The sequence below is a fragment of the Streptomyces sp. NRRL S-244 genome, assembly GCF_000717915.1.
Lineage (GTDB): Bacteria > Actinomycetota > Actinomycetes > Streptomycetales > Streptomycetaceae > Streptomyces.
Genome location: NZ_JOCX01000001.1, coordinates 372996 through 393309, shown reverse-complemented (window position 1 = coordinate 393309; position 20314 = coordinate 372996). Strand labels below are relative to the sequence as shown.

At 69.6% G+C, this 20314-nt stretch carries 16 protein-coding genes; 9 read left to right on the top strand and 7 right to left on the bottom strand.

The features are described 5' to 3' along the window. The first annotated feature begins 444 nt into the window (after positions 1-444). The gene (locus IF02_RS0101865) at positions 445-1782 is read left to right on the top strand and encodes an MATE family efflux transporter (protein WP_030153216.1); all 1338 of its coding nucleotides are present in this window, start codon (positions 445-447) and stop codon (positions 1780-1782) included. Between the two features lie 122 nt (positions 1783-1904). Here the strand turns inward: IF02_RS0101865 and rplI are convergent, their stop codons facing one another. The 4 genes from rplI to rpsF all read right to left on the bottom strand — a co-directional run bounded on the left by rplI (position 1905) and on the right by rpsF (position 3609). Beyond that, positions 1905-2351 carry a 50S ribosomal protein L9 gene (rplI, locus tag IF02_RS0101860; protein ID WP_030153214.1) on the bottom strand — a complete coding sequence of 149 codons (447 nt, stop codon included), beginning with the start codon at positions 2349-2351 and terminating at the stop codon, positions 1905-1907. Between the two features lie 18 nt (positions 2352-2369). Further along, on the bottom strand, positions 2370-2606 hold the full coding sequence (rpsR, locus tag IF02_RS0101855; protein ID WP_005315025.1) for a 30S ribosomal protein S18: 237 nt from the start codon (positions 2604-2606) through the stop codon (positions 2370-2372). A gap of 43 nt (positions 2607-2649) precedes the next feature. Continuing rightward, positions 2650-3246, bottom strand: coding sequence for a single-stranded DNA-binding protein (locus IF02_RS0101850; protein WP_030153211.1), 597 nt, complete (start codon positions 3244-3246; stop codon positions 2650-2652). A 72-nt stretch (positions 3247-3318) separates the two neighbouring features. Continuing rightward, positions 3319-3609: a 30S ribosomal protein S6 gene (gene rpsF, locus IF02_RS0101845; protein WP_004950685.1), complete on the bottom strand. Its 291-nt coding sequence runs from the start codon at positions 3607-3609 to the stop codon at positions 3319-3321. A gap of 247 nt (positions 3610-3856) precedes the next feature. On the opposite strand from rpsF, the gene IF02_RS0101840 reads away from it, so the two are divergent. The 3 genes from IF02_RS0101840 to IF02_RS0101830 all read left to right on the top strand — a co-directional run bounded on the left by IF02_RS0101840 (position 3857) and on the right by IF02_RS0101830 (position 6521). Beyond that, entirely contained in the window at positions 3857-4171 is a 315-nt protein-coding gene (locus IF02_RS0101840) for a hypothetical protein (protein WP_030153201.1), read from the top strand. A gap of 129 nt (positions 4172-4300) precedes the next feature. Beyond that, the gene (locus IF02_RS0101835) at positions 4301-5419 is read left to right on the top strand and encodes a lipid II:glycine glycyltransferase FemX (RefSeq protein ID WP_030153200.1); all 1119 of its coding nucleotides are present in this window, start codon (positions 4301-4303) and stop codon (positions 5417-5419) included. 70 nt (positions 5420-5489) lie between these two features. Continuing rightward, positions 5490-6521, top strand: coding sequence for an alanine racemase (locus tag IF02_RS0101830; protein WP_030153198.1), 1032 nt, complete (start codon positions 5490-5492; stop codon positions 6519-6521). A 4-nt stretch (positions 6522-6525) separates the two neighbouring features. Here IF02_RS0101830 and IF02_RS0101825 read toward each other — a convergent pair whose 3' ends face one another. Beyond that, the gene (locus IF02_RS0101825; protein WP_030153197.1) at positions 6526-7986 is read right to left on the bottom strand and encodes a glycosyltransferase family 87 protein; all 1461 of its coding nucleotides are present in this window, start codon (positions 7984-7986) and stop codon (positions 6526-6528) included. A gap of 86 nt (positions 7987-8072) precedes the next feature. Next, positions 8073-10655 carry a transglycosylase domain-containing protein gene (locus IF02_RS0101820; RefSeq protein WP_030153195.1) on the bottom strand — a complete coding sequence of 861 codons (2583 nt, stop codon included), beginning with the start codon at positions 10653-10655 and terminating at the stop codon, positions 8073-8075. 273 nt (positions 10656-10928) lie between these two features. Here IF02_RS0101820 and IF02_RS0101815 point away from each other — a divergent pair, with 273 nt between their 5' ends. The 3 genes from IF02_RS0101815 (at position 10929) to IF02_RS0101805 (ending at position 14032) form a co-directional block, all read left to right on the top strand. Next, the gene (locus tag IF02_RS0101815) at positions 10929-11531 is read left to right on the top strand and encodes a PadR family transcriptional regulator (protein WP_030153193.1); all 603 of its coding nucleotides are present in this window, start codon (positions 10929-10931) and stop codon (positions 11529-11531) included. A gap of 49 nt (positions 11532-11580) precedes the next feature. After that, positions 11581-12663, top strand: a complete 1083-nt coding sequence (locus IF02_RS0101810) for an inositol-3-phosphate synthase (RefSeq protein WP_030153192.1) — start codon at positions 11581-11583, stop codon at positions 12661-12663. Between the two features lie 103 nt (positions 12664-12766). Then, on the top strand, positions 12767-14032 hold the full coding sequence (locus tag IF02_RS0101805; RefSeq protein WP_030153190.1) for an MFS transporter: 1266 nt from the start codon (positions 12767-12769) through the stop codon (positions 14030-14032). 84 nt (positions 14033-14116) lie between these two features. Here IF02_RS0101805 and IF02_RS0101800 read toward each other — a convergent pair whose 3' ends face one another. Then, positions 14117-15559, bottom strand: a complete 1443-nt coding sequence (locus IF02_RS0101800) for a CCA tRNA nucleotidyltransferase (RefSeq protein ID WP_030153188.1) — start codon at positions 15557-15559, stop codon at positions 14117-14119. 185 nt (positions 15560-15744) lie between these two features. Between IF02_RS0101800 and IF02_RS0101795 the strand changes: the two genes are divergently transcribed. Further along, the gene (locus IF02_RS0101795; RefSeq protein WP_030153186.1) at positions 15745-18012 is read left to right on the top strand and encodes a DUF6049 family protein; all 2268 of its coding nucleotides are present in this window, start codon (positions 15745-15747) and stop codon (positions 18010-18012) included. A gap of 46 nt (positions 18013-18058) precedes the next feature. After that, complete coding sequence (gene murJ, locus IF02_RS0101790; RefSeq protein ID WP_030153185.1) at positions 18059-20233, top strand: murein biosynthesis integral membrane protein MurJ; 2175 nt, start codon at positions 18059-18061, stop codon at positions 20231-20233. Positions 20234-20314: the final 81 nt, after the last annotated feature.

Below are 20314 nucleotides of genomic sequence, written 5' to 3'. Positions count from 1 at the left end.
CATACTCACCGGGCCGCCTCCTCCCGTCCGCAACGCGGACCTCGCCGTGCCACTCTTTCTTACGGCACGGCTCTGACATGTGGGGCACCCGAATCCGCCGTCGGCGAGTCGGGCAACGCACAACGGTAGGGCCGACAGCGACGTCAGCCAATCTTGTTATCCACAGGCTGTGTGGATGAGATGTGGATGACCGACCCAATGCTGTGGGTAAGTCGCCGGAAGCTGTGCACGGACCGGGGGACGGCGCTGTGGACAAAATCACCTGCCCTACCCAACCACCCACCCTGACCTGCAATTTCTTCCTCCACGGGCTGTGGGGGAGAAATTTCTTGGCCCCAGTTCCGAGATCGCCTCCAACGGGGTGCCGAGAACGTGTGAACCAACCCACCGGTAAGGCTCCAAAGACCATTGCATCCATTACCTGTGGAAGATTAGATTGAGCGCATGACACAGGCCCTCGCCCCGCTGAAGGCTGCCCCGAGACGGCACGACCGCGAGATACTCGCGCTCGCCGTCCCGGCTTTCGGCGCGCTCGTCGCCGAACCCCTGTTCGTGATGGCCGACAGCGCCATCGTGGGGCACCTCGGCACTCCCCAGCTGGCCGGCCTCGGCATCGCCGCGGCCCTGCTCACCACCGCCGTCAGCGTCTTCGTCTTCCTGGCCTACGCCACCACCGCGGCCGTCTCCCGACGGGTCGGCGCGGGAGACCTCCGGGCAGCCATCCGGCAGGGCACGGACGGGATCTGGCTCGCCCTCCTGATCGGCGCCGTCGTCGTCGCCGTCCTGCTGCCGACGGCGCCCTGGCTGGTCTCCCTCTTCGGGGCCTCCGACACCGTCGCCCCGTACGCGGTCACCTATCTGCGGATCTCCGCCCTGGGCATCCCGGCCATGCTGATGGTGCTCGCCGCCACCGGCGTCATCCGCGGCCTCCAGGACACCCGTACACCGCTCTACGTCGCCATCGGAGGCTTCGCCCTCAACGCGGGCCTGAACGGCGCCCTCGTGTACGGGGCCGGCTTCGGCATCGCCGGTTCCGCCTGGGGCACGGTGATCGCCCAGTGCGCCATGGCCGGCGCCTACCTCTTCGTGGTCGTCCGCGGAGCCCGTACGCACGGTGCCTCCCTGCGACCCGACCTCGCGGGCATCCGGGCCTGCGCCCAGGCCGGCGCACCGCTGCTGGTGCGCACGCTGTCCCTGCGCGCCGTCCTGATGATCGCGACCGCCGTGGCAGCGCGACTCGGCGACGCGGACATCGCGGCCCACCAGATACTGCTCTCCCTGTGGAGCCTGCTCGCCTTCGCCCTCGACGCGATCGCCATCGCCGGGCAGGCCATCATCGGCCGCTACCTGGGCGCCGGCGACACCGAAGGGGCCAAGGCCGTCTGCCGCCGCATGGTGCAGTGGGGGATCGCCTCCGGCATCGTCCTCGGAGCACTGGTGGTCGCGGCCCGCCCGCTGTTCATCCCGCTCTTCACCGGCGACCCCGTGGTCGAGGACGCTCTGCTGCCGGCCCTGCTGGTCGTGGCCCTCTCCCAGCCCGTGTGCGGCATCGTCTTCGTGCTCGACGGGGTCCTGATGGGCGCGGGCGACGGCCGCTACCTGGCCTGGGCCATGCTCCTGACGCTCGCCGTGTTCACCCCGGCCGCCCTGCTCGTCCCGGCCCTCGGCGGCGGTCTCACCGCGCTCTGGTGGGCCATGACCCTGATGATGCTGGTCCGGATGGCCACCCTCCAGCTGCGTGCCCGCTCCGGCCGCTGGCTGGTCGCGGGCGCGACCCGCTGACCTCGGCCCGATGTTTCACGTGAAACGTCGGGCCGATGTTTCACGTGAAACATCGAGCGGCGATCCCCGGGAACGACGAAGGGCCGCACCCCCACAGGGGTGCGGCCCTTCGCTCGCAGCACTTAGGCGGCGACGACCTCGACGCCCACGTTCGCGGCGACCTCGGCGTGCAGACGCACGGAGACCTGGTACGAACCGAGGGTCTTGATCGGGGCAGCCAGCTCGACGCGGCGCTTGTCGACCTTCGGACCACCGGAAGCCTCGATCGCCGTGGCGATGTCGGCCGGGGTCACGGAGCCGAAGAGACGGCCGGCGTCACCCGAACGGGTGGCCAGACGGACCTTCGTGCCCTCGAGCTTGGCCTTGACCTCGTTGGCCTGCTCGATGGTCGCGATCTCGTGGATCTTGCGGGCGCGGCGGATCTGCGCCACGTCCTTCTCGCCACCCTTGGTCCAGCGGATCGCGAAACCACGCGGGACCAGGTAGTTGCGAGCGTAACCGTCCTTGACGTCGACGACATCGCCGGCGGTGCCGAGGCCAGAGACCTCGTGGGTCAGGATGATCTTCATTAGTCGGTCACCCTTTCCTTATCGCGCGGTGGACGTGTAGGGCAGCAGCGCCATCTCACGGCTGTTCTTCACGGCCGTGGCGACGTCACGCTGGTGCTGCGTGCAGTTGCCGGTGACGCGGCGGGCACGGATCTTGCCGCGGTCGGAAATGAACTTCCGCAGCATGTTCGTGTCCTTGTAGTCCACGTACGCGGTCTTGTCCTTGCAGAATGCGCAGACCTTCTTCTTAGGCTTGCGCACAGGCGGCTTCGCCATTATGTCTCTCCTGTGTGATCAAGAAGTGGGGATGCGAGCTTCCCTAGAAGGGAGGCTCGTCCGAGTAGCCGCCGTTGGAGCCGCCGGAGCTTCCGCCCCAGCCGCCCCCGCCGCCCTGCTGCTGCTGGCCGCCGGCCGGCGCGCTGGACGCCCACGGGTCGTCGGAGGGAGCTCCGCCGCCCTGCGGGGCGCCGCCGCTGGGGGCTCCGCCCCAGCCACCGCCGCCGCCCTGCTGCTGCTGGCCGCCACCGCCGTATCCACCCTGGCCACCGCGACCGGTGGTCTTGGCGACCTTGGCCGTGGCGTTCTTCAGGCTGGGGCCGACTTCCTCGACGTCCAGCTCGTAGACCGTGCGCTTGACACCCTCACGGTCCTCGTACGACCGCTGCCTCAGCCGGCCCTGCACGATGACGCGCATGCCTCGCTGAAGGGACTCGGCGACGTTCTCGGCCGCCTGCCGCCACACCGAGCAGGTCAGGAACAGGCTCTCGCCGTCCTTCCACTCATTGGTCTGACGGTCGAAGGTGCGGGGGGTGGACGCGACACGGAACTTCGCGACCGCCGCACCCGAGGGGGTGAAGCGCAGCTCGGGGTCGTCGACGAGATTGCCGACGACCGTGATGACGGTCTCGCCTGCCATGGATGAACCTCTCGGCGGGGATTGCTGCTGGGCTGCTGTGCTACTCGGTCCCGATTACCGCTGAACCGAAGTTCAGTGGGTCTCGGGGCGAAGGACCTTGGTCCGGAGAACCGACTCGTTCAGGTTCATCTGTCGGTCAAGCTCCTTGACGACCGCAGGCTCGGCCTGAAGGTCGATGACCGAGTAGATGCCCTCGGGCTTCTTCTTGATCTCGTAAGCGAGACGACGACGGCCCCAGGTGTCGACCTTCTCGACCTTTCCGTTGCCCTCACGGACGACGGAGAGGAAGTTCTCGATCAGCGGGGAGACAGCGCGCTCCTCGAGATCGGGGTCGAGGATGACCATCACTTCGTAGTGACGCATGTGGAACCCACCTCCTTTGGACTCAGCGGCCACGGTCGTTCCGTGGCAGGAGGGTCGTGATGCGTGCGCACGGCGTCTGTGAGCAGACACCGCGCAGCTGTACAGACTACCTGCTCGACTCCTTCCGGTTGAAATCCGACGGGAGGAGGCCACACTCTGTATTCATCGGGTGTGCTCGGTGCTATGCCCCCGGCCCCTGCCGGAGGCGCCCGTGCACCGCTCTGCTTCAGCCAGGAGGTGCCTTCCGATGGCACAGGCAATGCGGTCCCAGTCCTCCATCTCGCTCTTCGCAACCGATGGCAAGCCCCACCCGCTGCAGGACACCCTCATGGTGGCCACGGTGGTGCTCGGCGCCGTGGCGTTCGTCACGGGGTTCTTCGACAATCTGCACCTGCTCAGCTCGTGGACCGGGCTCGTCGGCATCCTGACCGGCGCGTACGGACAGTTCATCTCGGAGACGACACGCGAGCGCTTCGCACTGATCATCGGGCTTGGCGCCTCGGCCGTGGGCTTCTACCTCGGCATGGCGCACGGCGGTCTCTTCGGCGGCTGGGCGGGCTGACGGGGCACCTCGGCGACAGGGCGCCGGCCACACACCGGCACGGGTCCGGCCCGTCCCCCAGATGGGTGGCGCCCTTGTCGCAGTAGGCTTCGCGCCATAGCCAGCGAAGCCGCCGAGGAGACGCCCCGCATGAGCCTGTCCCTGAGGACCATCAGCCGAGAGCAGCATCTGGGATACCTCCAGAGCCTGCCCTCGGCTAGCCACTGCCAGGTCCCGGCGTGGGCCGACGTGAAGAACGAGTGGCGCTCCGAGAACCTCGGTTGGTTCGACCAGAACGACGAACTGGTCGGTGCCGCCCTCGTGTTGTACCGGCAGCTGCCCAAGGTGAAGCGGTACCTCGCGTACCTCCCCGAGGGCCCTGTCATCAACTGGTACGCCCCGAACCTGGAGGAGTGGCTCCAGCCGATGCTGGCCCACCTCAAGCGCCAGGGCGCCTTCACCGTGAAGATGGGTCCGCCCGTCGTCATCCGCCGATGGAACTCCGCCGCCATCAAGGCCGGAATCCAGGACCCGGAGGTCAAGCGCCTGCGGGACGTGGAGGCCTCGCACATCGAGCCCCGCGCCTTCGAGGTGTCCGACAAGCTGCGCCGCATGGGCTGGCAGCAGGGCGAGGACGGAGGCGCCGGCTTCGGCGACGTGCAGCCCCGCTACGTCTTCCAGGTGCCGCTCGCCAACCGCTCGCTGGACGACGTCCTCAAGGGCTTCAACCAGCTGTGGCGCCGCAACATCAAGAAGGCCGAGAAGGCCGGCGTCGAGGTCGTCCAGGGCGGCTACGAGGACCTGCCGGTCTGGCAGGAGCTGTACGAGATCACGGCCGAGCGCGACAAGTTCCGCCCGCGCCCGCTCAGCTACTTCCAGCGCCAGTGGACGGCCCTCAACTCCGAGGACCCGAACCGGATGCGCCTGTACATCGCGAAGCACGAGGGGGAGCCGCTGGCCGCCGCCACGATGCTCACCGTCGGCCAGCACGTCTGGTACTCGTACGGCGCCTCCGCCAACCACAAGCGCGAGGTGCGGCCCTCGAACGCGATGCAGTGGCGCATGCTGCGCGATTCGTACGCGCTCGGTGCGAGCGTCTACGACCTGCGCGGCATCAGCGACACGCTGGACGAGAACGACCACCTGTTCGGCCTGATCCAGTTCAAGGTCGGCACCGGCGGCGAAGCCGTCGAGTACGTCGGCGAGTGGGACTTCCCGCTCAACAAGATGCTGCACAAGGCGCTCGACATCTACATGTCGCGCCGCTGACCCCCTGCCGCATCCCCCACACACCGCACCGCTGCACAGGCAGCGTTTTCGAGAGAGGCTCCGGACGGGCATGGCGCTCACGCTCTACGTCGACACCGCGCGCTGGCGTGCGCACCAGAAGCAGATCCAGGACCAGTTCCCCGGGATGATCCCGGTCTGCAAGGGCAACGGCTACGGCTTCGGCCACGAGCGGCTGTGCGAGGAGGCGACCCGGCTGGGCGCCGACGTCCTGGCCGTCGGGACCACGTACGAGGCCGCCAGCATCAAGGACTTCTTCGGCGGTGACCTGCTCGTCCTCACCCCGTTCCGGCGGGGCGAGGAGCCGGTGCCGCTGCCGGACCGGGTGATCCGCTCGGTGTCCTCGCTGGACGGGGTCCGCGGCCTGGTCGGCGCCCGCGTGGTCATCGAGTGCATGAGCTCGATGCGCCGCCACGGCATCTCCGAGCAGGACCTGGGCCAGCTGCACGCGGCGATCGAGGACGTGCGTCTGGAGGGCTTCGCCCTGCACCTGCCGCTGGACCGCCCGGACGGCTCGGACGCCGTCGAGGAGGTCATCGGCTGGATGGACCGGCTGCGCGCCGCCCGGCTGCCGTTGCACACCATGTTCGTCAGCCACCTGCGGGCCGAGGAGCTGGCCAGGCTCCAGCAGCAGTTCCCGCAGACCCGGTTCCGGGCGCGGATCGGCACCCGGCTGTGGCTGGGCGACCACGAGGCGACCGAGTACCGCGGCGCCGTCCTGGACGTCACGCGCGTCGCCAAGGGCGACCGGTTCGGCTACCGCCAGCAGAAGGCCGCCTCCGACGGCTGGCTGGTCGTGGTCGCGGGCGGCACCTCGCACGGGGTGGGCCTGGAAGCCCCCAAGGCCCTGCACGGGGTGATGCCGCGCGCCAAGGGCGTGGCCCGGGCCGGTCTGGCGACCGTGAACCGGAACCTGTCGCCGTTCGTGTGGGCGGGCAAGCAGCGCTGGTTCGCGGAGCCGCCGCACATGCAGGTGTCGATCCTGTTCGTGCCGTCGGACGCCCCCGAGCCGACGGTCGGCGCCGAGCTGGTGGCGCACCTGCGCCACACCACCACGCAGTTCGACCGGGTGCTCGACGCCTGACCGGTCAGTCCTTGTGGGCCATGCCCCACTCCACCCGCTGTCCCTCCGAGGGCGCCGCGTCCTGCGGCGCCCTCGCTGCGTCCGAGAGCACGAACACGTCCTCGGCCCCGTCGAGGACGCCGCCGGACGGGTCGTCCGACCCGTCGCGGCGTACGACGTCCCGCTCGGGCAGCAGGATGTCGCGGACGACGACCGCGCAGAGGTAGAGGGTCGCGAGCAGGTGGGCGGCGATCGCCAGCTGGTAGCCCTCCACGGGCAGGCCCTGGTGCTTGTCCCCGCTGGTCGTGTAGGCGAGGTACAGCCAGATCCCGAGGAAGTACACGACCTCGCCGGCCTGCCAGATCAGGAAGTCCCGCCAGCGCGGGCGGGCCAGCGCCGCGAGCGGGATGAGCCACAGCACGTACTGCGGCGAGTAGACCTTGTTGGCCAGGATGAAGGCCGCCACGACCAGGAAGGCCAGCTGCGCGAAGCGGGGGCGGCGGGGGGCGGTCAGCGTCAGCACGCCGATGCCCGCGCACAGCAGCAGCGTCAGGCCCGTCGCGTACGTGTTGGCGTCGTGCAGGGGGTTCCCGGAGCGCTGGGAGATCAGCAGCCACACGGAGCCGAAGTCGATCGGGCGCTCCTGGCTGAACGTGTAGAACTTCTTCCAGCCGTCCCAGGCGTAGATCATGACGGGCAGGTTCACCACGAGCCAGGAGACGGCCGCGCCGAGGGCGGCGGAGCCGAACGCCCGCCACTTCCCGGCCCGCCAGCACAGCACGAACAGCACGCCGAGCAGCAGGACGGGATAGAGCTTGGCGGCGGTGGCCAGGCCGATGAGGACGCCGAAGAGCAGGGTGCGGCCGCGGGACCACATGAGCATCCCCGCGGCGGTCAGGGCGATGGCCAGCAGGTCCCAGTTGATCGTCGCGGTGAGCGCGAAGGCGGGCGCGAGGGCGAAGAGCAGCGCGTCCCAGGGCCGGCGGCGGTGGGTGCGCACGACGCAGACGGCGATGACCGCGGTGCAGGCCATCAGCATCCCGGCGTTGACCATCCAGTACATCTGTTCGCGGTGCTGCATGGAGCCGCTGCCCGGGGTCAGCCAGGAGGCGACCTGCATGAAGAGGCCGGTGAGGACCGGGTACTCCAGGTACTCCATGTCACCGGGGAGGCGGTCGAAGTAGGGCGTGAGCCCGTCGGCGAAGCCGCGTACGGAGAACAGGTGCGGGATGTCGGAGTAGCAGGCGTGCGTGTACTGGGAGCCGGCTCCCCGGAACCACGCCCAGTCGTAGCAGGGCAGCTTCTGCACCATGCCGAGCGCGAACATCCCGAGGGCCACGAGGACCACGACGCGGACCGGGGTCAGCCAGTGGCCGCCCAGCCGGGCGTAGCGGCCCATCGGGCCGCCGAGGAACTCACTGCCGGCCGCGGCGACCTCGTCCTGCTGGGTGGGCAGTACGGGCCGGTCCTCGTGCACCTTCGTCATGCGCTCATCCTGCCGTACGGGGCCGGACATGCGGGAGGGCCGCCGCACGGTGTGCGACGGCCCTCCTCTGAGCGGGGGGAGGCGGGTCAGCCCGAGGTTCCCATCGAGGTCCCCCAGCTGGTACCGCCGGGGCGGCCCGGTTTGCCCGTCGGGGTCCCCGAGGGTGATCCGCTGGGTCCGCCGGTTCCGCCGGGGCCCCCGTTGGTGTTGCCGCTGTTGGTGCCGCCGCTGGTGTCCGGGATGCAGTACAGCTCCCACGGCTTGCAGGTCGGCTTGCCGCCCTTCGACGGGGAGGGGGAGACCGGCGGAGAGGAGCTCGCCGAGGGCGAGGGCATCGACGCGGAGGGCGACGGCGAGAAGGACGGAGACGGCGTGGGGGCACCGGATGCGTCCGCGGTGACGCCGATCTTCTCGGCCTCCGGGAAGTCCTTGACCGGGGCGCCCTTGAGGGCTTCCTTCATGTACTCGGTCCAGATCGCGGCCGGGATGTCGCCACCGTGGATGGAGTCGACGCCGCCGACGCCGTTCATGGAGATCAGCTTCTTGTCCGCCGAGTTCGGGTCGGTACGGAACAGGGCGACCGAGGTGGACAGCTCCGGGGTGTAGCCGACGAACCAGGCCGACTTGTTCTGGTCGGTGGTTCCGGTCTTGCCGGCGGCGGGCCGGGTGAAGCCGAGCTTCCTGACCTTGGTGCCGGTGCCGTTGTCGACGACGTTCTCCAGCACCTTGGTGACGTTGTCGGCGATGGCGTCGTCCATCGCCCGCTGGTCCTTGGGGGCCCCGAAGCCGGGCAGCTCCTTGCCGTCCTTCTCGACGCTGGTCACGGAGAACGGGTCGTGGTGGGTGCCGGAGGCGGCGAAGGTGGCGTACGAGTCGGCCATGCGGATGGCGCTCGGGGTGGAGGTGCCGAGGGCGAACGAGGCGTCGTTGTTCGGGTTCATCGAGTCCTTGAGGATGCCCGTGGCCTCGGCCACCTCCCGGACCTTGTTGTGGCCGACGTCGAAGACGAGCTGCGCGAACGGCACGTTGATGGACTTCTCCATCGCCTCGTTGAGGGTCACGTAGCCGTAGGGGTAGGTGCTCTCGTTCTTCTGCTTGAACGGCTTGCCCGAGGCGTCCCGCAGCGGCTTGCCGTCGCGGTTGTTGATGACGGTCAGGTCGTTCGCGTTGTACTTGCTGTCGGCCGAGATGCCCTGGCTGTGCGAGTTCTGGGTGCCGTACTGCATCGCGGCCGCCAAGACGTACGGCTTCCAGGTCGAGCCGACCGGGACGCCGAGCGTGTCGGCGTTGTTGCTGAAGTACTTCTTGTCCATGCCCGGGCCGCCGTACAGGGCCACGATCGCCCCGCTCTTCACGTCCACCGAGGCCGCCCCGAACTGGACGAAGGTGTCGTACTCGGGCCGGGCCTTCTCGTCCAGGAAGTTGTTGCGGGTGTCCTCGACGGCCTTGACCAGGGCGTCCACCTTGGGCTTCTGGAAGGTGGTCTTGATCTGGTAGCCGCCACGGGCCATCTCCTCGGCCGTGAGGCCGGTGACCTTCATCACGTACTTCTTGGCCGTGTCGACGAGGTAGCCGGTCTGTCCGGACAGGCTGCGGGCCTGTTCGGAGTCGACGATCTTCGGGAACTCCGTGAACTGGTCCCGCTCGGCCTTCTGCATCCGGCCGACCACGACCTCGCGGTCCAGGACCCAGGCCCAGCGCTCCTTGGCCCGCTCGGTGTTCTTCTCGGGGGTGGCCGCGGTACCGACGCCGCCGTCCGGGTTGTAGAGGTTGGGCCCCTTGAGCACGGAGGCCAGGAAGGCGCTCTCGGACGGTGTGAGGTCCTTGCAGTCCTTGCCGAAGTAGGCCCGCGCGGCCGCCTGGATGCCGTAGGCGTCACGGCCGTAGTAGGCGGTGTTGAGGTAGCCGGCGAGGATCGTGTCCTTCTCCTCGGACACACCCAGCTTTATCGAGATGAAGAGCTCGGTGACCTTGCGCTTCAGCGTCTGGCCGGAGTCCAGGTACGTGTTCTTCACGTACTGCTGGGTGATGGTCGAGCCACCCTGGGTGGAGCCGCCCTTGGCCATGTTCCACACGGCGCGGGCGACGCCCATCGGGTCGACGCCCTTGTCCGTCTCGAACGACTCGTTCTCCGCGGCGATCACGGCGTTCTGCATCGACTTGGGGATCTTGTCGATGGGCACGATCTGGCGGTTCATCGAGCCGCCGGTGGCCACCATCTCGGTGCCGTCCGCCCAGTAGAAGACGTTGTTCTGGGCCTGGGCCGCCTTGTTCGGGTCGGGGGTGTTCACCGAGGCGATGCCGATGCCGGCGCCCGCCGTGACGACGGCGAAGAAGCCGAGGGCCGTGCCGCAGACCAGCTTCCAGGACGGCACGAACCGCTGCCAGCCGTCCTTGTCGGAGCGCGGGTAGTTGATCAGCCGCTTGTCCGGGCGGCCCGCGCCGGCGGCGGCGCCGCGTCCGCGCCCCCCGGAACCGCGGGTGGCGGCCCGGCGCGCGTCGGCACGGCCGCCGTGGCCGGGCGGCTCTGCGTACGGTCCGCTGGGCGACGCGGTGGGGACGTCGCGTGCGGGCCCGGCGCCCCGGCCGGGGCGCTGCTGGGCGGCCCGACGGGCCGCGGCACGTCCGGCCCCCTCGGGCTGCGGCGGTTTGCGGCGGTGCTCGCTCATCGAACGACTACTCCTCGGGCAGGCGAGTGGCCTGGAAGCGGCAGGTGAATTCCGGTTCCCCCGTTGTCATGGCCCACAGACTACGCAGGCTCAAAACCCGAACAGTGCCGAAGTTCACCCCAAATCAGGCAACTCGCCTGGTACGAATTGGTGATGTGACGCCGGTCACCACGCCACCCCTTGTCGCCGAAGACGGCCCGTTCTATCGTCTGGATGTATCGAGCCGATACATCAGCTCGGTATAAAACTCAGGAGCGAGGGAGAGGCAGGCGGATGAGCAGGCGCTCAGGCATCCTCGAGTTCGCCGTCCTCGGCCTGCTCCGTGAATCCCCCATGCACGGGTACGAGCTCCGCAAGCGGCTCAACACCTCGCTTGGGGTGTTCCGGGCGTTCAGCTACGGAACGCTCTATCCCTGCCTGAAGACGTTGGTCGCCAACGGCTGGTTGATCGAAGAACCGGACAATGCTCCGGAAGACGCTCTCGCCACTTCACTCGCAGGGCGCCGCGCCAAGATCGTCTACCGGTTGACGGCTGCGGGTAAGGAGCACTTCGAAGAGCTCCTGTCCCACACGGGCCCCGACGCCTGGGAGGACGAGTCCTTCGCCGCGCGCTTCGCCTTCTTCGGTCAGACCGAGCGGGAAGTGCGCATGCGGGTCCTTGAGGGCCGCCGCAGCCGGCTGGAGGAGCGCCTGGAGAAGATGCGCGCCTCACTCGCCCGTACGCGGGAGCGCCTCGACGACTACACGCTGGAGCTGCAGCGGCACGGCATGGAGTCCGTGGAGCGCGAAGTGCGCTGGCTGAACGAGCTCATCGAGAGTGAGCGGGCGGGACGGGATCAGAGACGACCCGGTCCGCCCGACGAAACTGCAAAGTGAGGCCTGCATCTCGCAGGCCTCGTCCGAGAACAAACAGGGAGCAACCGGAATGGGTTCGGTTCGCGTAGCCATCGTCGGCGTGGGCAACTGCGCCGCCTCGCTGGTGCAGGGCGTCGAGTACTACAAGGACGCCGACCCGGCGGCCAAGGTCCCCGGTCTGATGCACGTCCAGTTCGGCGACTACCACGTGGGCGACGTCGAGTTCGTCGCCGCGTTCGACGTCGACGCGAAGAAGGTCGGCCTCGACCTTTCGGACGCCATCGGCGCCAGCGAGAACAACACCATCAAGATCTGCGACGTCCCCAACGCGGGCGTGACCGTGCAGCGCGGCCACACCCTGGACGGCCTGGGCAAGTACTACCGCATGACGATCGAGGAGTCCGCCGAGGCTCCGGTCGACGTGGTCCAGATCCTCAAGGACCGCGAGGTCGACGTTCTGGTCTGCTATCTGCCCGTCGGCTCCGAGCAGGCGGCGAAGTTCTACGCCCAGTGCGCCATCGACGCCAAGGTCGCCTTCGTCAACGCCCTCCCGGTCTTCATCGCCGGCACCAAGGAGTGGGCCGACAAGTTCACCGAGGCCGGTGTCCCGATCGTCGGCGACGACATCAAGTCGCAGGTCGGCGCCACCATCACGCACCGCGTGATGGCGAAGCTGTTCGAGGACCGCGGTGTCCGTCTTGAGCGCACCATGCAGCTCAACGTCGGCGGCAACATGGACTTCAAGAACATGCTGGAGCGCGACCGCCTGGAGTCGAAGAAGATCTCCAAGACGCAGGCCGTCACCTCGCAGATCCCCGACCGTGAGCTCGGCGAGAAGAACGTCCACATCGGCCCGTCCGACTACGTGGCGTGGCTCGACGACCGCAAGTGGGCCTACGTCCGCCTCGAAGGCCGCGCCTTCGGCGACGTCCCGCTGAACCTCGAGTACAAGCTCGAGGTGTGGGACTCCCCGAACTCCGCCGGTGTCATCATCGACGCCCTGCGCGCCGCGAAGATCGCCAAGGACCGCGGCATCGGTGGCCCGATCCTGTCGGCTTCGAGCTACTTCATGAAGTCCCCGCCGGTGCAGTACTTCGACGACGAGGCCCTGGCCAACGTCGAGAAGTTCATCAAGGGCGAGGTCGAGCGCTAAGTCGGACCACGGGTCTTCGGACACCTGGTCTTCGGCTGTTCTTCCGCGGAGGGTCCCCGGGCAATGTGCCCGGGGACCCTCCGCGTATGTGACCCTTGCCCTCATGCCTGTCGTACGTGATCTGCGCGTACTCCTGCGCCTGAGGGACTTCCGCAACCTGCTCGCCGTACGGCTGCTCTCCCAGGCCGCCGACGGCGTGTACCAGGTGGCGCTCGCCACGTACGTGGTGTTCTCCCCCGAGAAGCAGACCTCGCCCGCGGCCATCGCCTCGGCCATGGCGGTCCTGCTGCTGCCCTACTCGGTGATCGGCCCCTTCGCCGGGGTGCTGCTCGACCGCTGGCGGCGCCGCCAGGTCTTCCTCTACGGCAACCTCCTGCGGGCGCTCCTGGCCTGCGTCACCGGCGTGCTGATCGTCGCGCACGTGCCCGACTGGCTCTTCTACGCCTCGGCCCTGTCGGTCACCGCCGTCAACCGCTTCGTCCTGGCCGGGCTCGCAGCCTCCCTGCCCCGCGTCGTCGCCCCCGCCCTGCTGGTCACCGCCAACTCGCTCTCCCCCACGGCCGGGACGCTCGCGGCCGTCGCGGGCGGGGGGCTCGCCTTCCTCGTCCGGCTGCTGGCCTCCGACTCCAACGCCCTGGTCGTGCTGCTCGGCGCCGGGCTCTACCTGTGCGCGGCCCTGGTCTCGCTGCGCCTGGCCGTGGGTCTGCTCGGCCCGGACCACCCCGCCGGACGGGCCCACCCCTCGGTCGCCCAGGGGATAGCCCTGACCGTCCGGGGCATGGTCGAAGGGCTGCGGCACCTGGCTTCCCGGCGCGAGGCGGCCCAGACGCTCACCGCCATGACCCTGATGCGCTTCTGCTACGGGGCCCTGTTCGTGACGCTGCTCATGCTCTGCCGGTACTCCTGGTCGGACAGCGAATCCGCCGGCCTCGCCCTGCTGGGCATCGCGGTCGGCGTCTCCGGGGCCGGTTTCTTCGCGGCCGCCGTCATCAGCCCCTGGATGGTGGCCCGGCTGGGCACCCGCGGCTGGATCACGGCCTGCTCCGCCGGCGCGGCGGTCCTGGTGCCCCCGCTCGGCCTGTTCTTCACGCCCGGTCCGATGCTGGTCGCGGCTTTCGTGCTGGGCCTCGCCACCCAGGGCGCCAAGATCTCCACCGACACGGCCATCCAGTCCCATGTGGACGACGACTTCCGCGGCCGGGTGTTCTCCGTCTACGACGTGCTCTTCAACGTCGCGTTCGTGGGTGCGGCCGCCGCGGCCGCCCTGATGCTCCCCCCGGACGGGCGCTCCGTCACGCTGATCGTGAGCGTGGCCGTCCTCTACGCGGTGACCGCGCTCTACCTGATGCGGCGGAGCGCGACATCGTGAGGCGTCGGACACATCGGCTACGGTCGGCCGGGGCGATGTTTCACGTGAAACATCGACCCGGCCCATGGACCCGGTCGACCGCGATCAGGCCTGAGCGGCCCACCATTCCTTGAGGGCGGCGACCGCGGCGTCGCGCTCCATCGGGCCGTTCTCCAGCCTCAGCTCCAGCAGGAATCCGTAGGCCTTGCCGATCACCGGCCCGGGACCGACGCCCAGGACCTGCATGATCTCGTTGCCGTCCAGGTCGGGCCGGATGGCGTCGAGCTCCTCCTGCTCCTGAAGCTGCGCGATGCGCTCCTCCAGGCCGTCGTAGGTGCGGGAGAGGGCATTGGCCTTGCGCTTGTTGCGGGTCGTGCAGTCGGACCGGGTGAGCTTGTGCAGGCGGTCCAGGAGCGGGCCGGCGTCGCGGACGTAGCGCCGCACCGCGGAGTCGGTCCACTCGCCGTCCCCGTAGCCGTGGAAGCGCAGGTGCAGCTCCACCAGCCGGGACACGTCCTTGACCATGTCGTTGGAGTACTTCAGCGCGGTCATGCGCTTCTTGGTCATCTTCGCGCCCACCACCTCGTGGTGGTGGAAGGAGACCCGGCCGTCGCTCTCGAACCGGCGGGTGCGCGGCTTGCCGATGTCGTGGAGCAGGGCCGCCAGCCGCAGGACCAGGTCCGGGCCGTCGTGCTCCAGCGCGATGGCCTGCTCCAGCACGATCAGCGAGTGGTCGTAGACGTCCTTGTGCCGGTGGTGCTCGTCGCTCTCCAGCCGCAGGGCGGGCAGCTCGGGCAGCACGTGGTCGGCCAGCCCGGTGTCCACGAGCAGGCCCAGCCCCTTGCGGGGGTGCGCGGACAGCAGCAGCTTGTTCAGCTCGCCCTGCACCCGCTCCGCCGAGACGATCTCGATCCGGTCCGACATCGCCTTCATCGCGGCCACGACCTCGGGGGCGACCTCGAAGTCGAGCTGTGCGGCGAAGCGCGCCGCACGCAGCATCCGCAGCGGGTCGTCGGAGAAGGAGTCCTCCGGGGTGCCGGGAGTGCGCAGAACGCCCGCCTGGAGGTCCTCCAGGCCCCCGTGCGGGTCCACGAACTCCTTCTCCGGGAGCGCGACCGCCATCGCGTTCACCGTGAAGTCACGGCGGACCAGGTCCTCCTCGATCGAGTCGCCGTAAGAGACCTCCGGCTTGCGCGAGGTGCGGTCGTACGACTCCGAGCGGTACGTGGTCACCTCGATCTGGAAGCCGTTCTTCTGGGCTCCGACGGTGCCGAAGGCGATGCCGACGTCCCACACCGAGTCGGCCCACGGCCGGACGATCTTCAGGACGTCCTCGGGGCGGGCGTCGGTGGTGAAGTCGAGGTCGTTGCCGAGACGCCCGAGCAGCGCATCGCGTACGGACCCGCCGACCAGGGCAAGGCGGAAGCCGGCCTCCTGGAACCGGCGGCCGAGCTCGTCGGCGACAGGAGCGACCCGCAGCAGTTCACTGACCGCGCGGAGCTGCACCTGACTCAGGGCACTGGGGTTGTCTTCGTTGGCGTTCGGCACAACAGAAAAGGGTACGTGCCCCGCCCGGCGAGGGCTCCCGCGTTTACGGCCGCCCCGGCATGCGGGGGCCCCGGGGCGGCCCCGATCATGTGGAGCAAGGCGCGGCACTCGCGCACAGCGGGTCTCGTTACCATTCGTGGACGCACGAACGACGACCACTGACACTTCGAGGGACGGGCTAGCGCGTGGCCGAGGCGGCAGACATCCAGGGGGCACCCCCCGCACCTGCCCGGCGTCGCTGGCTGCGGCGGGCAGTCGTTCTGCTCGCCGGGACCCCCGTGCTCGCCGCTCTGGTCTACTCGCCCGCCCCGCAGGCCGCCCAGGCCGCCGATGCGGGCACCGTCGACGTACAGCTGGACGGGATGGCCCCCGCGGCCCCGGTCAAGGGCGACACGCTCACCATCTCCGGCAGCGTGGTCAACAACGGCCGCGAGACGATCACCGGCGCACACGTGGGTCTGCGGGTCGGGCCCGCCCTGGGCGACCGGGCCTCCATCGACGAGGCGGCGGAACGGGCCGGGTTCCGGCCCGGCACGGATCCCGGTGAGATCGACCCGGCCTATGCCGTGAAGATCCCCTCGCTGCCGTCCAAGGTCAAGCAGGACTTCACCCTCACCATCCCGGTGAACAAGCTGGAGCTCGACAAGGACGGCGTCTACCAGATCGGCGTCTCGCTGTCCGGGGAGACCGAGAGCCGCCAGTACGAGCAGGTGCTCGGCATCAAGCGGACCTTCCTGCCCTGGCAGCCGGAGGCCGCCGCCAAGCGCTCCCAGCTCACGTACCTGTGGCCGCTGATCTCCACCACGCGCCTGACCGCGGAGACCGGCTCGGACGAGCTGCAGACCCCCGTCTTCCTCGACGACTCCCTCGCCGAGGAGCTCAAGTCCGGCGGGCGCCTCCAGCAGATGGTCGCCCTCGGCAAGGACCTGCCCGTCACCTGGGTCATCGACCCCGACCTGCTCTACACGGTCGACGCCATGACCAAGGGCTACCGGTACCGCATGCCGGACGGCCGGATCGTCCAGGGCAAGAACAAGGCCGTCGCCGAGCAGTGGCTGAGCTCCCTGGAAACCGCGGTCCAGGGCAAGAAGATCGTCGCGCTGCCGTTCGCCGACCCCGACATCGCCTCCCTCGCCCACCAGGGCAAGGACGTCTCGGGCACCCTGGGCCAGCTGCGTCCGGCCACCGACAAGGCGAAGCAGGCCGTGGAGACCGTCCTGCACGTCACCCCGTCGACCGACTTCTCCTGGCCCCTGGACGGCGCCATCGACCCGTCGATCGTCAACGTGGCGACCTCGGCGGGCGCCCACAACGTCCTGACGCGCAGCGACAGCCTCCAGGAGACCGGCGCCCTCGGCTACACGCCCTCCGCCGCCCGTCCCATCGGCGCGGGCGCCACCGCCGTCGTCGCCGACGCCGACCTGTCCACCGCCTTCGAGGGCGACATGCTGAACGCCGGGAACGCCACGCTGGCCGTGCAGCGCTTCCTCGCCCAGAGCCTCGCCCTGAACCTGCAGAAGACCGACAACCAGCGCAGCTTCGTCGTCACCCCGCAGCGGATGCCGTCCACCAGCCAGGTGCAGACGATGGCGGCCGCCGTACGGGGCCTGCAGGCGGGCCGCTGGACCCAGCCGGCCGACCTCGACACCGCGGCCGCGGCCAAGCCCGACGCGGGCGTCAACACCCAGGTCCCGGGCGCCGGCCAGTACCCCGAGGCATTGCGCAAGACGGAGCTCCCGGTCTCCGCCTTCGAGAAGATCCGCACCACCCAGAACACCCTGGACCACTTCAAGGTGATCCTCAGCGCGCCCGACCGCGTGGAGATCCCCTTCGGCAACACCACCAACCGCGAGATGTCCACGTCCTGGCGCGGCCGGCCCGAGGAGGCACGGCTCTACCGGGACCAGGTGCAGGAGTACCTGATCGGGCTCACCGAGAAGGTCAAGGTCGTCCCCAAGTCCGACGCCACCCTGTCCGGACACAGCGCGACCATCCCGGTCAGCGTCCAGAACAGCCTCGTCCAGGACGTGCACAACCTCGTCCTGCGAGTGAAGTCCGCGAACCCCACCCGCCTGATGTTCGGCGACAGCGGCCAGGCCGAGCAGGAGGTGACCGTCACCGGCGGACACAGCCAGACGGTCAAGTTCACCGCCAACGCCACCGCGAGCGGCCCCGTCGAGGTCACCGCACAGCTCTTCACCACGGACGGCGTGCCCTACGGCAAGGCGCGCAAGTTCACCGTGGAGGCCACCGAGATCACCCCGACCGTCATGCTCGTCATCGCCGGCGGCGTGCTCCTCCTCGTCCTGGCGGGCATCAAGATGTACGCCAGCCGCAAGCGCGTCGCGGCCCGTGCGGCCGCCGAGGAGAGCACGCAGCCGAGTGACGAGACCCCGGACACCGGACCGCAAAGCACCGGGCCGTCCGGCACGGGTGAGACAGTGGACCGTTGAGCGATGCCGTGGCCGGTCGGCCTGGGGACGATGAGGTGGGGTTTCGATGAACGCGCCGTACGACGGTGACCGCGCGCAGGGCACTGGTGGGCCCGCGCCCTACCAGGGCGCTGCCCCGGGCACCCCGGTGGCCGGGCAGGTCCCCGTGCCTGCGCCCGCGCCGGACCGTGACCCGTACGTCCAGGACGCCTACGACTACGACCCGTACCGGTCCCAGGACCTGTCGGCCCAGGACCCGGTCGCCGAGGTCCTCTACGACCGGGCCTCTCACCCTCCGCCGCCGCCGGGGACCTACCAGGAGCCCGGACCGCTCTACGCGGCCCCGCAGGCCCCCGTGCACGCCCCCGACCCGCAGGTCTGGGCCCAGACCCCGCCGCCCGAGCCGGACGGGCCCTCCCGGCACCTGCCCTACGGCGACCACGCGACGACCACCCAGTTCGTCGGCGTGGACTCCCTGGTCACCAAGGCGGCGGACGAGAAGCCCGAGCCCGACGCCTTCGCGCACCTCTACCGGGACCAGCAGGGGAATCCCGGCACCCCCGCGGAGGACGCCCCCGTCGCCGCCCCGGCGCCGAGCAAGCCCGCCGGCCGCGCCTCGGGCCTCCTCAAGTCCAGCGCCGTCATGGCCGCCGGCACGATCGTCTCCCGCATCACCGGCTTCCTGAAGACCTTGGCGATCGCCGGCGCCATCGGCGTCGGAACCTTCAACGACACGTACCAGATCGCCAACACCCTGCCGACGATGATCTACGTGCTGGTCGGCGGCGGCGCGCTCAACGCCGTCTTCATCCCGCAGCTGGTACGGGCCATGAAGCAGGACGACGACGGGGGCGAGGCCTACGCCAACCGCCTCCTGACGCTCGTGGTCGTACTGCTGGCCGCGGTCACCACGATCTGCGTCCTCGCGGCACCGGTGTTCATCACGATGATGTCGCCGAAGATCGCCTCCGACCCCGAGCAGATGGACGTGGCGGTCGCCTTCGCCCGTTACTGCCTGCCGACCATGTTCTTCATGGGCGTGCACGTGGTCCTCGGTCAGATCCTCAACGCACGCGGCCGGTTCGGCGCGATGATGTGGACCCCCGTCCTCAACAACATCGTCGTCATCGCCACGTTCGGCGCCTTCATCTGGGCCTTCGGCGGCTTCACCACCTCCGGTGTCAGCGCGACCACCGTCACCCCCGAGGGCGTCCGCCTGCTCGGCCTCGGCACCCTCCTGGGCCTCACCGTCCAGGCCCTCGCGATGCTGCCCTACCTGCGCGACGCCGGCTTCAGGCCGCGCCTGCGCTTCGACTGGCGGGGCCACGGCCTCGGCAAGGCAGCCCGCCTGGCCAAGTGGACGTTCTTCTTCGTCCTGGCCAACCAGATCGGCCTCGTCGTCGTGACGCAGCTGGCCACCTGGGCCGGATCCGTCGCGGAGAAGCAGGGCCACCCCGGCACCGGCATCACCGCCTACAACTACGCGCTGCTGCTGTGGCAGATGCCGCAGGCCATCATCACCGTCTCCGTCATGACGGCCGTGCTGCCGCGCATCTCCCGCTCCGCCCACGACGGGGACGCCGCCGCCGTCCGCGACGACATCTCCTACGGCCTGCGCACCTCGGCCGTCGCGATCGTGCCCTGCGCCTTCGCGTTCCTCGCCCTCGGCGTCCCCATGGCCACGCTGCTGTACGCCGGTTCCGGATCCGGAGCCCAGAACATCGGCTACGTCCTGATGGCCTTCGGCCTCGGACTCATCCCGTACTCCGTCCAGTACGTCGTCCTGCGCGGGTTCTACGCCTACGAGGACACCCGGACGCCCTTCTACAACACGGTCATCGTCGCCGGCGTCAACGCGGCCGTCTCCACCGCCGCGTTCTTCGTGCTCCCCGCGCGCTGGGCCGTCGTGGGCATGGCCGCCGCCTACGGGCTCGGCTTCACCGTCGGCGTCGGCGTCGCCTGGCGGCGCCTGCGCACCCGGCTGGGCGGCGACCTCGACGGCGCCCACGTGATGCGCACCTATGCCCGCCTCGCCGGTGCCTGCGTCCCCGCGGCCGCCGTGGCGGGCGCGGCCGCCTACGCCATCACCCAGTGGCTCGGCAGCGGAGTCACCGGCTCCCTCGCCGCGTTGACCGCGGGCGGTATCGCACTGGCCGCCGTATTCCTCGTGGCGGCCAAGCGGATGCGCATCGAAGAGCTCAACGCCATGGTCGGAATGGTTCGCGGACGCATGGGTCGCTGATGCGCACAACCGTCGGACCCCTTCGCGTGTCGTGCATAGCGCCGGACTGTGGGCACAATTGGCATGGCTTCGCAGACTGGC

Excerpts from the sequence above, each read along its gene's own strand:
- IF02_RS0101865 (WP_030153216.1), top strand. The coding sequence starts at position 445 with ATGACACAGGCCCTCGCCCCGCTGAAGGCTGCCCCGAGACGGCACGAC.
- IF02_RS0101820 (WP_030153195.1), bottom strand. The coding sequence starts at position 10,655 with ATGAGCGAGCACCGCCGCAAACCGCCGCAGCCCGAGGGGGCCGGACGT.
- rpsF (WP_004950685.1), bottom strand. The coding sequence starts at position 3,609 with ATGCGTCACTACGAAGTGATGGTCATCCTCGACCCCGATCTCGAGGAG.
- murJ (WP_030153185.1), top strand. The coding sequence starts at position 18,059 with ATGAACGCGCCGTACGACGGTGACCGCGCGCAGGGCACTGGTGGGCCC.
- IF02_RS0101815 (WP_030153193.1), top strand. The coding sequence starts at position 10,929 with ATGAGCAGGCGCTCAGGCATCCTCGAGTTCGCCGTCCTCGGCCTGCTC.
- IF02_RS0101830 (WP_030153198.1), top strand. The coding sequence starts at position 5,490 with ATGGCGCTCACGCTCTACGTCGACACCGCGCGCTGGCGTGCGCACCAG.
- IF02_RS0101805 (WP_030153190.1), top strand. The coding sequence starts at position 12,767 with ATGCCTGTCGTACGTGATCTGCGCGTACTCCTGCGCCTGAGGGACTTC.
- IF02_RS0101850 (WP_030153211.1), bottom strand. The coding sequence starts at position 3,246 with ATGGCAGGCGAGACCGTCATCACGGTCGTCGGCAATCTCGTCGACGAC.
- rpsR (WP_005315025.1), bottom strand. The coding sequence starts at position 2,606 with ATGGCGAAGCCGCCTGTGCGCAAGCCTAAGAAGAAGGTCTGCGCATTC.
- IF02_RS0101840 (WP_030153201.1), top strand. The coding sequence starts at position 3,857 with ATGGCACAGGCAATGCGGTCCCAGTCCTCCATCTCGCTCTTCGCAACC.
- IF02_RS0101835 (WP_030153200.1), top strand. The coding sequence starts at position 4,301 with ATGAGCCTGTCCCTGAGGACCATCAGCCGAGAGCAGCATCTGGGATAC.
- IF02_RS0101825 (WP_030153197.1), bottom strand. The coding sequence starts at position 7,986 with ATGACGAAGGTGCACGAGGACCGGCCCGTACTGCCCACCCAGCAGGAC.
- IF02_RS0101810 (WP_030153192.1), top strand. The coding sequence starts at position 11,581 with ATGGGTTCGGTTCGCGTAGCCATCGTCGGCGTGGGCAACTGCGCCGCC.
- rplI (WP_030153214.1), bottom strand. The coding sequence starts at position 2,351 with ATGAAGATCATCCTGACCCACGAGGTCTCTGGCCTCGGCACCGCCGGC.